The sequence below is a fragment of the Methanomassiliicoccales archaeon genome, assembly GCA_026394375.1.
Lineage (GTDB): Archaea > Thermoplasmatota > Thermoplasmata > Methanomassiliicoccales > UBA472 > JAJRAL01.
On sequence record JAPKYJ010000027.1, the window covers coordinates 58,683 to 72,952 of the forward strand.

Genomic DNA, 14,270 nt, shown 5'->3' on the forward strand with positions numbered 1-14,270 from the left:
TACCATGGCAGAGAAAGACCTATTGGACCTGAGTGAGCTGGAACGGAGCAAGAAGGACCTGAGCCGCACATTGCTCCTTGGCGGCCTGGTGATTGCGATAATCTTCTTCTTCATAGGGGCCTTGGAAGCCATCGGCGGCATCAACACCGGCCTGCTATCGATCGACTACATGGCCATCGGCTTGATGGCCCTCTGCGGACCATATGGATTCTACACCACCTATCGCTACAATAAGGTGAAGGCGATCGAGTCTCGCCTGCCGGATTTCCTGAGGGATGTGGCCGAGGCTGGCCGCTTCGGCATGACCCTGGCGGAGGCCATCAAGGTCGCCAGCCGAGGCCGCTATGGTGGATTGACGACCGAGATCAGGCGCATGGCGGCTCAGATCGACTGGGGAGTGCCCGCCGCCGAGGCGATAAGGTTGTTCTCTGAGCGCGTCGACACCCCTCTGGTTCGAAGGATGATGGCCATCATCATCAAGGCCAACGACGCGGGGGGAAACGTGGCGGACGTCCTTACCATGGTCGCCCACGATTCCCGTGAGGCGATGCTCGCCCAGGAGGAGCGCAGGATCGCCATGGCCACCTACACGGTCGTCATCTATGTCTCGTTCATGGTGTTCATCGCCACCATATTCATCCTCAACACCACCTTTCTGCCCAAGATGCTGGAAGCGGGCAGTCAAGTGTCGAAGGGGGCGGAGGCAGCGGGCATCACCAACATGCCGGCCACCATCAAGACCGACATCATCCCTACCGTCCAGTTCATATTCGTGGTCGCGGTGATAATCCATGCCTTCGGTGACGGCATCCTGGCAGGGGTTTTGCAGGATGGCAGGATACAGAACGGCATGAGACATAGTTTCATCATGCTGCTGGTGGGCTTGATTGGCACACGGTTGATAGGGTGATTGAATGGCAGTGAGCGAGAAGGAACGGGCCATGGCCGCGGACGCGGGTTTGGAGGAACGCAGGTCAGAGCTCAAGGCCGGCTATATGAAACTCCTCCTGCGGATGAAGAAGAAGCCCATGAAAGTGCGCGTCGCCAGCAAGGTGACGACCGAAACGGACGTGATCACCGATATCCCCCCGATCTCCGACCCCAACATCGACGAGGTGGAGATCAACGCCGTCCTCGACCCCTACAGCTTCGTCAGGATCAAATACGACAACATGGCCTCGGAGTACCTCTACGAGGTCATAGAACCCACGCTCTCTGAGGACGAACGCTCCTTGCTAGATGTGCTGAAGAGCGCCCTAATAATGACCCTGAACCTGACCCCGCTGAGCACGCCCAAGGAGAAAGAGGTCATCGTCAAGGAAGGCACGGAGGAGCTTATGCGCAAATTCGGCATAAGCCTCAACCCGATATCAAAGGAGCGCATCTTCTACTACCTGCGCCGAGATTTCATCGGGTATGGGGTCATCGACCCGATGATGGTCGATCCCAACGTGGAGGATTGCTCCTGTGATGGGGTGGACATTCCGTTCTTCATCTTCCATCGGAAATATGGCTCGATCCGCAGCAACATCAGGTTCGAGAAGGAGAACGAGCTTGATTCTTTCGTGATCTGGCTGGCGCAGAAGTGCGGCAAGCACATCTCCGTGGCCGATCCGCTGCTCGATGCCACCATACCTGACGGTTCGAGGCTGAACGCCACTCTAGGCAAGCACGTGACCAAGCGGGGTTCCTCTTTCACCATCAGGCGCTTCAAGGAGAACCCGTTCACTCCCATCGACCTGCTCAAGTTCAAGACCATGAGCACCGACATGATGGCCTACTTGTGGACCGCTACCGAGTACGGCAGCTCGATGCTGGTCTGCGGCGGCACCGCATCGGGCAAGACCACCACTTTGAACGCGGTATTGCTCTTCATCCCTCCGCAGATGAAGATCGTGAGCATCGAGGACACCCGTGAGCTGAACCTGCCGCACGAGAACTGGATCCCGGCGCTGACCAGGGAGGGCTTCGGCGGCAAGAAATCGTCTTCGACCGGAGGCATCGACATGTTCGACCTCCTCACCTCCGCCTTGAGGCAAAGGCCGCAGTACCTGATGGTCGGCGAGGTCCGAGGCAAGGAGGCCTATGTGGTGTTCCAGGCCATGGCCACGGGCAAGACCGCCTATTCCACTTTCCACGCAGAGGATGTGCAGGCGATGGTGCACCGCATGGAGAACGATCCTATAAATCTGCCCCGTGCTCTCTTGACCGCCCTGGACATCGTGCTGTTGCAGGCGCAGGTGAAGGTGGGCACCAAGATGACCCGGCGGGTGAAATCGCTCACGGAGATCGTGGGCATGGACCCGGAGACCGGCGAGCTGATCACCAACTCCGTCTATACTTGGAACCCGGCGGACGACACCTTCAACTTCTCCGGCCACTCCTACGTTTACGAGAAAGTGCGCACCATCCGCAACTGGTCGCCCAGGGAGATGGAGCGCGAGGTGAAACGCCGGGTGGACATCTTGGAATACATGAAGAAGTCCGGGTTCGACAACTATCGGCAGGTGGCCAAGATCATCTCCGCCTACTACAAGGACCCGGAGAAATTGGGCAAGGAGATACGAGAGAAACTGCAGCAGATGGGCTGAAAGCCCCCCTTTTCATTTCTTTTACTTCAGGCGACTTCACAGGCTCGGTCAGAGTAACAATAGACTTAGATCGCTCCTTCGACGGAGCGTCGACGGACGCTCAAGGTCAAAAAGAAATAGAGAATAAAGATGAAAGGAAAAGGGTTTGGGATCTCTGCGCTCAGCCCGACGGGGGCGCCTGGTCGCTCGGTCCTTCGGTCGAGGGTTGCTCGGGCAGCTCTTCCTCGGATTTGGGCTCCTCCGGCTTCGCCTCCTTCTTGGGGATGAGCTTCTTCTCCGCCGGCCGCCTGACGATGCGGCGCATCGGCTTCTGCTCCCCTTCCGTCGGCGACTCCACGCCCTCGACCTTCTGATCGAAGACCGTCCCGCACTTGTGGCACACCGTCGAGCCCTTGGGGTTCAAGGTGCCGCAGACCGGGCAGGGGAAGGCGGTGGCACCGGTGGCGGTCTTGCGCTTCTCCTCTTCCTGGGAGAGCCACTTCTCGAAGCTCACGTAGGTGGGCTGCTTCTTCCACCACTCCATGAACCGGGACTCGTTGTACTTCTTGCCCAGGGCCGCCTTGCCTTGCTCGCGGAACGTGTCCACGTGGGCTCCATACTGCTGGCGCATGCCGCGGATGAACTCGTCCTCTTCCTCCGCCAATGGTTCGGTGACGAACCGGGCCCCGCACTCCGGACACTCGGCTGCGGTGACGGGGATCCAGGCTCCGCACTGGCTGCACTTCGCCGTTCCGGTCTCGAACTCGGTGCCGCACTTGGGGCACTTCTTCGAGCTCTCAGGTATCAGCGCGCCGCACTCACCGCACTCCACCATCTTGCCCAGTCCGTACCGGTACAGATAGATGGAGAAGGCGATGATGATCGCCAGGACGAACAGGATGATGAGGATCCAGACCCAGAATGGCATGCTGGTCTCGCCCGCCTGCGCTGTGACTTTGATGTCCTGATGGTTCTCGTACGGCTGGCCGCCCAGAGTCACCTGGATGTAGACGCGGTAATCGCCTTGCAGGTTCGCTAGCACGTGCACCGTCACCGAGTAGTAGCCGTTCGCTGCGGTGGTCTGGGTCACACCGATGACCAGGGTCTGACCGGCCATGTCCCTCAGTATGGCGGTGACCTGAGCGCCTTGCAACGGCTGCGGGTCGGCGGTTGACTTCTTGACGTACCCATAGATCGATATGTCCACGTCCGGTTTGTACTCAGAGCCAGAAGGCAGATTTATCTCGATGACCGGGGTGGCTTGCTTGACCTGGAACAACCTATCTACCTGGTTGTTCAGCTCCGATACTTCCAGTATCTGGTTCAACGGGTCGATGGCCGCCCTGAGGGTGTAGTTGCCCTTGGTAACGGTGACGCGCCAGGTCAACTGGAGTACCTTCGATTCGTTAGGCAGGAACGTGCTCGTCACATTGCCGAGGCTCCACAGTACGCCATCGGTACCGTTGATCCTGAACTGCACGCGCACGTTAGGAGCGCCCGAATAGCCGTCATTCTTGACGGTCACCCAGAGCACCAGCGTCTGGCCTTCGGTGGTGTTGTTCACGCTTTGACCGCCGGAGGTGACGTCGATGCCGCCCACGAATTGCAGGTCCGGCCGCATGTCGATGACCCGGACCGAGGCGCTGAACGTTCCGCTGGCATGCCCGATCTTCCGCACCTGGTTCAGCGGGTCCACCTGCACGGTTATGGTGCGGTCCTGGACCTTGCCGGCGGTGTTGGGGGTGACCTGCCACTGGCCGCGCTTGATGATCGTCTGTTGCGGATCTATCTGGCCTATGATCTCTTGGTCGATGAGCGTACCCGTGCCCGCCGCTCCGAGCCAGTAGTAGACCAGCACCTGGGTGGCCGTCGTTTCGCCAACGTTGGTCACGGTGGCGTCTATGTAGAGCAGATCGCCAACATGAGGTGTGTTGGGAGTGAACTGCAGGCCCGTGGCGGAGAAGTCAGCGTAGTTGCGCACCGTCACTGGGTAGGAAACATTGTTGTTCGAATGGATGTGCTCAGGGATTGGCGGGATGCCCACGTTCAGCTTGATTAGCATGGTGTGCGCACCCGGCACGGTCGGCGTCCAGCTCACCGCTGCGCTCGCAGTGCCTCCAGCGGCCACCTTGGTTATCATGAAGTAGCGAATCGCTGGCTGCGGTCCGATCGGCACGATGTCGGTCAGGCTCCAGTTCAGGCTGTTTGCGTCCTTATCCCCGATGTTGTGCACCACGATGCTGATGGATGAGCTGGTGTTCGTAGTAGGAGATAGCGGCACGACCGTCACATCGATCATAGATATGGACAGCTCGGCGATGCCCCATACGTTCACAGTGGTCCAGTTCTCATTGTTGTGCTTGTTCATCTCCGGGATGGCGCCCTCCGGGTCCAGTATCACGGATAGATTGTGCTTGCCCGGATTGACAGCGGTCCAAACGGTCTGCAACTGCACCGTCTGGTGCGGCACGATCTTGGGGATTATGATGTCTATGATCGTGGCCATGTTGTCACTGAAGTTGTCCCTGAAGCGCACCAGGACGTTGTTGGCCGGGACCACTCCTATGTTGGAGACATAGGTGGTCAGCGTGACCAGATCTCCCCGATTGGGATTGGTGCCGTTGGGGCTTGTCACGTAGAAAGGCGGGTCCAGGTCCGGCAGCGCTCCTGCGACGAGGAGCTGCACGAACTTGTCGTTCTGCAACAGTGGCTCGCTATAGGGCGCCAATGATGCGGGCGTGTACCTTACGCTGTCGAACCTCTGTCCTTCGAACCAGAAGGTGGCGTTGAGCTTGTAGTTGCCGTAGAATGTCGTCGTCACTGGTGGATAGATGATGTCACTGAGCGCCTCGAACAGAGCATAGCCCTGGGAGTTGCTCATCTTCGTCTGGTACAGCGTCTCATTGATGTTCCAGCGCAACTGCACCGTGGCATTGGGCAATGGGGCCCGGGTACCATCGAGCACGGTCACGTTGATCCAGCGGTAGTGGTAGGCCACCGCGCCGTCAACCAGCCGCACGCCAGGCATGACCACGCTGGTCAGCTTGGCCACGGCGTTGCCGCCGAAGTGGCTCCAGACCGTCTGGAAGGTGGTGTTGCGGGCGGTGAGCTGCGCGTTCGAACCGGTAGGTGCGACCATGTCGGAAGCGACCACCGAAGACTCGAAGCTCAGCTCGGCCAGGCCCGCAAGGCGGATGCTAATCTGCGCGTATACGGTCGTCTTGTCCATGCTCACCATGCCGTTGCCGAACACGTACATCCAGATCGCCCGGCTCGAACTCAGGATGGCCGAGCTCACATACACCGTGGCATTGTCGTAGACGAAGATGGCATAGGCATTGTCCGTTCCCTGGTTGATGCTCAATCCACCGTTGGTGATGTATAGGATGCCGTTGTCCCGCACCACCACCTTGCCATAGGTGAAGGTGGTGCCGTTGAGGACCACGACCATGCTGTTCTCCACCACAAGATCGGCGGAAGCGGTCTGCACATCCACCGTCACGGTGACGGATGCGATGTTGTTGGAAAGTCCGACCTCGGGCACGTCGCCCGTGGGATTCACCCACACGGTCAGAATGAAGCTGCCCGGCAGCGCCGGCGTCCACTGGAAGCGAGCCACGGCGGTGCCGCCCACCGGCACGTCGATGATGGCCGTGGCCACGCGATCAGCGCCCACGTAGAGCCAGACCTCGATGTCCTGGGCGTCCACCACTCCGACGTTGTGCACGGTGGCGTTGACGTAGACGATCCTTCCAGTGTATTTCGCGACCGGCTGCACCGTAATGTCACCTGCAGCGATGGCCAGATCAGGCAGGGCGCCTTCCACGGCCATATCCACGCTGACATCAGCCACGACTAGAGGCTCAACGTAGGGCTGCAGGGTCACGCCCTGCTCTTCTGCGAAGTAGTCATCGCCCCCGTAGGTGTAGCTGGCGTTGAGGATGTAGTTGCCCACGAAGTTGCTCGTGGAAGCGGTTATTATGTCGCAAAGGGCATGGAACTCCACCTCACCCAGCGAATCCGAGATCTCGGTGGCGAACACCGTTCCGTTCTGGTAGAAGCGCAGGGTCACATCCGCTCCCGGCAATGCATGTCCGGTGCCATCATTGACCGTTACGGTAACAGTGCGGTAGTGATAGACGATGGCGTTTTCCAGCGGTTGGATGGATGGTATGCTTATCGATACCAGATTTGCCACCGCATGCCCGCCGAAGTCTATCAGGGCCGCAGACATTACCGAGTTCGCGACGTACAAAGTGGCATACGAGCTGGAAGGCGCCACGATCTCCGAACCTATGACGCAGTCGTTGGCGGTCAGGCTCGAGGAACCATCCATGCTCAGCATCACTGATGTGCCGATGACGCTCGGGTCCGCGGTGATGGCCGCGTTCCCTGACATGTACACCCAGAACTCATGATTGGATAGCAGACTTGAATCCACCATGGTCAGCTGGGCGTTGTCCGTCATCAGCATCATGAACTCGTTGTCGTCGTTTTCCTCGATCTGCAAGATGGCGTTGTCAAGGATCAGCTGCCCGTTGTCTTGGATGAGGATGTTGCCTCTCTGGATGTAAGTGGTATCGGAGATGGTCACAACCATCGAGCCTTGTATCACAAGGTCGTAGGATGTGGTGCTCAGCTCCACCGTCACATCGATATGAGCCAGGTTGTTCGCGGCGTTGATCTCTGGCATCGCCGGATCGGGGTTGGCCCAAGCGTATAGCGCGAAGTCGCCCACCTCGGACGGCACCCAATAGAACGTCAGTAGGGCGCTCCCTCCAGCGGCAACGGTCACGGTCTGCGTGCCGATGAGCGTGCCTCCGGACAGGGGGTTGTCGAGATACAGTCTCACTTCCACGTCCGTCGCCGGGACGATGCCCGCGGTGTTGCTCACGGTCACATTGACCATGATCACGTGGCCGGTGTAGATGGCGGTCGGGTAGGTGGACATTCCAGTTGCGCTGACCGAGGGATCTGGGAGCGCCTGAGAGATCATCATGGTGGCGCTCACGTCCTGGACGGTCAAGGGTTCGGAGTATGGCTGCAGCGCCACTGGATACTCAGCAGCGTAGTAAGTGCTCGTGCCAAATGTGAAGGAAGCGTTCAGGATGTAGTTGCCCACGCAGTTATGGGCGCTGGCGGTGATGATAATGCTCAGCGGGTAGAAGAGTATCTTCCCGTCCGCCCCGCTTGTGCCTGAACTGAACAGTGTGCCGTTGAGATACCAGCGGATGCTGACCGCCGCTCCGGCCAATGGATTGCCGGTCCCGTCCACGACCGTCACGGTCACGGTGCGGTAGATGTAGGCGACCGCCCCCTCCTTGGGGTCGATGCTCGGGATCGAAACGCTGGTCAGCCTTGCTACCGCGTTCCCGCCAAAGCCTGACCAGGAGCGCAGGAACTGCGTGTTGCTGGCGACGATGACAGCGTTCGAGGTGGAAGGCGTGATGATGTCCGCCCCTATGGTCGAGCCGGCCGCGCTCAATGTGCTGGCGCCATCGAGCTTAATGTTGAGGGTGGCCCCGATGTTCGAGCCGGTCAGCTGAATTCCGGCAGTGTCTGAAGCGTAGATCCACAGGTCGAAGTTCGAGTTCAGGGTGCCCGTGTTCAGAATCAGCCTGCCGTTGTCCATTACGTATATCTGATACTGATTGGCGCGGGTCTGCTGCACCGTGAGAGTGGCGTGGTCGATGATCAATGTGCCAGAATCTCGGATGATGATCTTGCCGCAGTGATAGAAGGTGGCGCCGCTGAATGTGAATACATCAGTGTTCTCCACTACCAGGTCGAACGGCGTGATGGTCAGGTTGACGGTTATGGCCTTCGAGGCCTGGTTGTTGGCATAGGTGTATTCCTGAGGGCTGTGCAGCGGATTGACCACCACATAGATGCTATAGGTTCCGATCTGGGTCGATATCCAGGAGAAGGTGGTCAGGTTGGTGGTCCCCGCCGCCACGGTGACGGTCGAGGTGCCCAAGAGCTGCCCGCCGCTCGCGGGGTCTCCGATGTAGAAGGCGACCTGCACGTTCCTCGCATCCGCCCGGCCCAGAACATTGGAAACGTTCACGTAGGCCGTCACCAGTTGATCGGTCCAGGCCGGCTGGGGTGAGAAGGTGATGGAGGCCGCGGTGATGGCCAGTTCGGGCAGGTTCGGTAGCACGACCACCTGGATGGACATCTCGTTGTTGTTCTTGTGCGACTCTATGATTCTGCCCAGCGGGTCTACCTTCACGGTTATGGTGTGAGTGCCAGCGTTGCTCGCGATCCATGACACTGAGACCGTGTCATTGCTAGAGGGTCCAAGAGAACCGATGGTGGCATTGCCGATCGAGGTGGAGCCATCGAAGAAGGAGACGAGGACGTCCCGTGCTCCAGTCAAACCGAGGTTCTTGATCAGGGCGTAGATCGTCACGTTGTCATTGATGTAGATGGGGGTCGGGTCGGTGACGATGCTGCTGACCGTCAGATCTGGCTTATCCAGGTACAGGTCGGTGAGCACGACGTTCACGTCGCGCTGCTGGTCCGATAGGTCGAGGGCCGGATAGGGATTGAAGGACACCCCGGCCTCAGCGTAGAACCACGAGCCAGTGGCGTTCTGGTAGGATATGTTGAGCAAGTAGTCGCCCACGACCTGAGAGTTCGGCATGTTGGTCTGGTTGATGAATTCGCTCAGCAGCGGGATCCTGACATTGCCGTCCGGGCCGGTCAGGGTGTAGTCGATCGAAGTTCTCTGCAGATAGTCCAGAACATCCTGTGGCGGAACGCTCTGCACTCCGCTTGGAGTGTAGTACTCGGCCGCGGCCCCTCCGAGCTGGAGGTAGGCGTTGACGTCGGCCCCATTCACTGGCAGGTTCTGCGCGTCGTTGACCATCACGTTCGCCCAACGATAGATGTAGATCGTGGGGCGGAGGGTGACGGTGATCCAGATCCTATCCACATAGATAGAGACCGCTCTAGAGTTGGTGAAACTCACATTCAGATCAGCCAAGTCCTCTAGCGAATGAACACCAGCAGCATACAAGTCATAGGTGGCATTCACTCTGGTTGATGCGGGGGCAGGCCTAATCGAAGTGTTTTGGGGTGTTCCGCCTTCCTTGTTCCACATGAAATAGTTGCCCGCGGTGTAGGCCGGATCGGTGTTATATGAGACACTGAGGATGGCGGATGATATCTGCCCACTCAAATCGCTGACATTGAACTTGTCCACCGCTAGGATTCTTCCTGCACCTATTATTGTGTAATAGACGGCGTCATAGATGGTGAGATTTCTGATCAGCCCATTTGTGTTGTCACTCGCTGACTTGGACAGTGGGGTAAATTCGACCGACGTGTCCAGCGCTGAATATGCCCACTTCCTGTCCGCTGGGAGCGGGGGCGTGTCAACCATGTCCACGAAGACGCCATAGAGATAGCACTCAGAAGCGTCTAGTGCGCTCAGCATGTTGTGAGTGTAACCAGTGGTGTCGACGTTGACCCTGTCAGAGAAGTCCACACCCAGGTAGGTGTCGATGGCGGTGAACTCAGTCCCGGCTGCCATCGTTATGTTGTAGTACGTCGGCTCCGCGAATCGCACCGTGAACCACAAGTGGTCGACGGTGATGCTCTGGGGATCGGTGTTCGTGAGATTCACGTTCAAATGGCTAAGGTCCTCAGAGGACATCGAAGGCAGACTGGCCGTCTTCTCGACGTAGTTGTTGATAGTATCGTCGTACGGCGCGGCGGTGTCCGTTATGGTGATCGTTGAGGCTTGAAGGGGTGCGTTCTCGAAGCCATATCGCACCACGTCCCCCGCAGCGTAGTGGGGGTCGGTTCTATACTTAACGTGGAGCGTCACCTGCACCTGGGGCGAATCGGGGAAGACCAGACCGTAGAGATTGGTCTTGTCCACATCGAGCACTTGACCCGTTGACAGGCTGGCAGACCGCTGGTCGTCCATGCGGATATCTCCGATGCTGCCTGTGGCATTGTTGCCTGCGCCGAAGACGCTGGGAGCCCGGGATAAGGTGTAGAAGGCATCGGTGCGTGCGCTTGTATCTGTGGCGAAAGCATACTGATGATCGTATAACATGGTGATATTGGCGGACGACTCAAGAGCGAACAGATCGGTCACGGTCGAGTTCACGAAGAGCACGCTGCTCGAAGCGAAGAACATCACCGGCGAGTCGTCGAAATAGTCCGAGGGGAAGTAGTTGCTGTTGCAGTAGGTGGAGATGTCACCAGCAGAGTGTCCTTTGACCGTGGAATCCGTAAGAACGAAAGTGGAGTTGTCGACCACGAGATGCCCGGGGAACTCCAGTACGGAGTTCTTCGTGGCCTGGAAAATAGCACCGTTCTGCATGAGCATGCCCAAGCTAGGGAAGTCATAGATCTGATTCAACAGGGTCGTCAGCACCGAGTTCTCCATGATCAGCTGTCCACCGTCTTGGATAACGAGAGTGTAGATGTGGTTGGGCGTTGCCGGGTCGTTGTCGATCCCGAGATCTTGCGTGAAGCTGATGCCACCGTCGATGACGTGCACCACGCCCCCCGCCTTGATGGTCAGATTGCCATCCATGTAGTGAGTCGTTCCGTATATCGTCCAATCCGACTCCTCGTAGTCACTGCCGATGTAGACGTCGCCGTTAGGCAAGTAGGAAGGCAGCAAGGCCCTCCCCACGTTCGGAACGCCGACTATGATCAGACCGGCGAACAGCGAGAATACAAGGCACCATACGATAGCCATGCTAGCGAATTTACTCTTCGGGGCACCACAATTCATGATTCCACCTGACCGTTAGGGTCCCACCTGCGCAAATAAGCTATATCTGGATATAAATAGATATCTTTACAGGTGATGTTTTAGAAACGCCTGCTGGCTAGAGTCGGAAATCGATGAAAAATGGAGAGCGGCGAACGAATCTTCGCCCTGCCGACCTCCTTGTTCACTTGCGCCTGATGATCTTGCGGATGGAAACGGAGCGCCTGACCTCTTCCTTTCTCTCCCCTTCTGCGGGCTTCTGCTCCTCATGCTTGGGCTGCTCTTCCGGCCGGGGCTCGACCTTCTTCTCCTCTGCCTCGGGCGCCTTCACCTCTGGCTTCGGTTGCGGCGGCCTGGGGTTCTTTAGATCGGCGCCGCAGGCGTAGCAGGTGTCCGCGCTGGCGCTCACTATCGTGCGGCATTCGGGACAGAATGCTTCCGCGTAGCCGGACTCCTCGTTCTCCACCGTCTTCGGCTCTGGCGGAGGTTCGGGTTTGATCTCCTCCTGGAGCTCTGGCTCTTTGGGCCTCGGCTCCGGCCTGGTCTCCTCCTTGAGAGGCTCTGGGCTCGGCATTGGGACGGGCCTGGACAGGGTCGTCGGCGCAGGGATCGATTCCCTTCTTCCGAGGGAGCTCTCGCGCTCGCTCAAGACCGACTCGCGGTCGTTGAGGGTCCGCTCCCATTCCACGAAGCGCCGCTGCTCGTCCATCACCAGGCGCTTGCTCTCCGCCAGGAGCGCCTCCTGCTCTGACAGCACCTTGGCCTTGGCCAGGAGCTCCTCCCGGCGGGCGGACATCTCCTCCAGCACTTTCTTCAGCTCTCTCTCCTCCACCAGCACCTGCTCCTCCACGGCGCTGAGGCGCTGGGTGGCGCCCTTCATCGCTTCCTCGTACTTCGTCGAGCGCTCGGCGAGGCTCAGGACCTCCTTCTCCTTCTCCGTCTGCTCGCGGTCCCGTTTCTCCAGGATCGCCCGACCGGAGTTCAGTTCCGTCTCCAGCTGACGCAGGTTGATCTCCAGCTCGGCCTGTTCCTTGGCTTTCTTGGAGACCGATTCCTCGCGCGGCTCGAGCTCGTCCTGCCTGCGGTCCAGCTCCACCTGCTTGGCGTTGAGCTTCTCCTCTCTCTGGTCGATGAAGTCCGAGCGCTGCTTGAGCTGCGCCGCCACTTCGTCCAGCTCGTCGCGGCGCTTCTTCAGGTCCGCCTCTTGCGACTTGATCTTGTCCTTGAACTCCTCGATGACCTGCCAGATCGGAATGTTGTCTCCTGCCAAATGTATGCCTCCAAGGTGTAACAGCTAGCTTGCTTCCCGAGCGTTGCCTTCTGTAATCAACGATTGACTCTTTAATCCTTTTTCCGGCTGGCAAACCTAGGCCAGGGAAGGTCCGAGTACCGTGAGGCCGCCCGGGCCCACTTCGAAGGTGTGCCGCTCCATGGAGTGCTCGCAGGCGCGCATCTTCTCCACCCGCAGGTAGCGTGCCAGCTTCCCCCGGCTGCGGTCCAGCCCTAGCTCCACTATGCCATCCACCAGGAAGCCTTCGTTGCCCAGCATGTCCGAAGGAGAGTTGGGCGCGCGCTCCATCACGATGAAGGACATGAGGTTCAGGTCCCTCAGGGTCTTGAAGAAGTAGAAAATCTTCTTGCGCATGCCGCTCGAGTCCTCCATGAGCGAGTACAGCGCGCCCAACGAATCGAGGGTGAAGACCGTGAAGCGCTCCCCATGCTTCTTGCGGTAGTAGGTGAGCATCTGCTCGACGAACTGGACGTAGTCGGTGGGCTTGTCTCCCTCCACGATCTCGTCCAGCTCCCTCAGGTCCGTGATGTCGGATATCTCTAGGTTGTCGGAGACCTGGAGGCCCAAGGACCGCATGTTGCGCAGATGCGATTCTCCCGTCTCTTCCAGAGTGATGTAGAGCCCGAACTCCTTGACCCTCTCCAGGTAGGTGGACATGAGCGAATAGCAGAAGCTGGTCTTCATGGAGCCCGGGGAGCCGGTGATGAGCACGACCTTAGGCGGCTCGATGTCCGTACGAAAGACCTTGTCCAGTCCGGGGATGGAGTTCTTGAACATGTGACCGCACCGCGCTCTGCCGATTGAATGCGGCCCGCGATAGTAATACTTTTTGCCATGACCGCTCGCCCGGCGGACCACGGGACTACCCGCTCAGGCCGCCTTTGCAGGCCTCTGCGCCGAGGCGATGAGGAAGATGGAGGGCGATCCTCCATCATTATCGCCGATCTCCCAAGACTTCAACCTGATGTAATCGCGCAGGAGGCGGTATGGGATCACGTCGTTCATCGGCTGGTAGCCCTCGGTCATAATGATCTCCGCGAACAGATCGGCGGCATGCTCGCTGGTGAAGATGGAACGGACTCTCACGTCCCCGAACCCGGCCCCTTGCAGAGACGCCTTGAGATCATCGCGGTGGAAGTAATGAGCGACGTGATTGTGCTTCCGGTGCTTTTCGATCGTCCCTTGGTCTTTGATCGACGAGAGGCTGTCCACGGAGATGATCAGCCTTCCGCCCGGTCTCAGGCAGCGGTAGATGCGGCGCAGCGCCAGCTCCCAGTCGGGAATGTGTTCGAGCACGCAGTAGCTGAGCACCTTGTCGAATTGGGACTCGGGCAGCTCCAGCCTGGTGATGTCGCCGGCGACCAGCTCGATGTTATTCTTTCGAGATGCGAACCGCGCCAGGCATCGGGCGTATTCCAGCGATCCCTCCGAGAGGTCCACGCCCTGGATCTCGCCGCACCTCTGGCTCATCAGCACGGTCTGCAGCCCGGAACCACAACCGACGTCCAGGACCTTGTCGCGGACCTGGAGGTCGGCCAGGTTCATGAGCGCTTCGTATTCCACGATCTTGAACGGCTCTCTGATGAAGAAGCGGTTCGGATACAGCCGGATGGCCGCGAGCATCCTGAGCACCAGCATCCTTCTTTCATCGATCAGGTCGAACCACGCTCCC

6 protein-coding genes are annotated in these 14,270 nt (G+C 58.8%); 2 read left to right on the forward strand and 4 right to left on the reverse strand.

Annotated features, from left to right (window positions below; all coding sequences use genetic code 11):
• The first annotated feature begins 4 nt into the window (after positions 1–4).
• Positions 5–910 carry a type II secretion system F family protein gene (locus tag NT137_08295; protein MCX6653330.1) on the forward strand — a complete coding sequence of 302 codons (906 nt, stop codon included), beginning with the start codon at positions 5–7 and terminating at the stop codon, positions 908–910.
• 4 nt (positions 911–914) lie between these two features.
• Positions 915–2,591, forward strand: a complete 1,677-nt coding sequence (locus tag NT137_08300; protein MCX6653331.1) for a type II/IV secretion system ATPase subunit — start codon at positions 915–917, stop codon at positions 2,589–2,591.
• A gap of 160 nt (positions 2,592–2,751) precedes the next feature.
• Here NT137_08300 and NT137_08305 read toward each other — a convergent pair whose 3' ends face one another.
• From NT137_08305 to NT137_08320, 4 genes are all read right to left on the reverse strand, one after another.
• Positions 2,752–11,292, reverse strand: coding sequence for a hypothetical protein (locus NT137_08305; protein ID MCX6653332.1), 8,541 nt, complete (start codon positions 11,290–11,292; stop codon positions 2,752–2,754).
• A gap of 199 nt (positions 11,293–11,491) precedes the next feature.
• Complete coding sequence (locus NT137_08310; GenBank protein ID MCX6653333.1) at positions 11,492–12,577, reverse strand: hypothetical protein; 1,086 nt, start codon at positions 12,575–12,577, stop codon at positions 11,492–11,494.
• Between the two features lie 96 nt (positions 12,578–12,673).
• Entirely contained in the window at positions 12,674–13,375 is a 702-nt protein-coding gene (locus NT137_08315) for a hypothetical protein (GenBank protein MCX6653334.1), read from the reverse strand.
• A gap of 93 nt (positions 13,376–13,468) precedes the next feature.
• Entirely contained in the window at positions 13,469–14,221 is a 753-nt protein-coding gene (locus tag NT137_08320; protein ID MCX6653335.1) for a class I SAM-dependent methyltransferase, read from the reverse strand.
• Between the last annotated feature and the right edge of the window lie 49 nt (positions 14,222–14,270).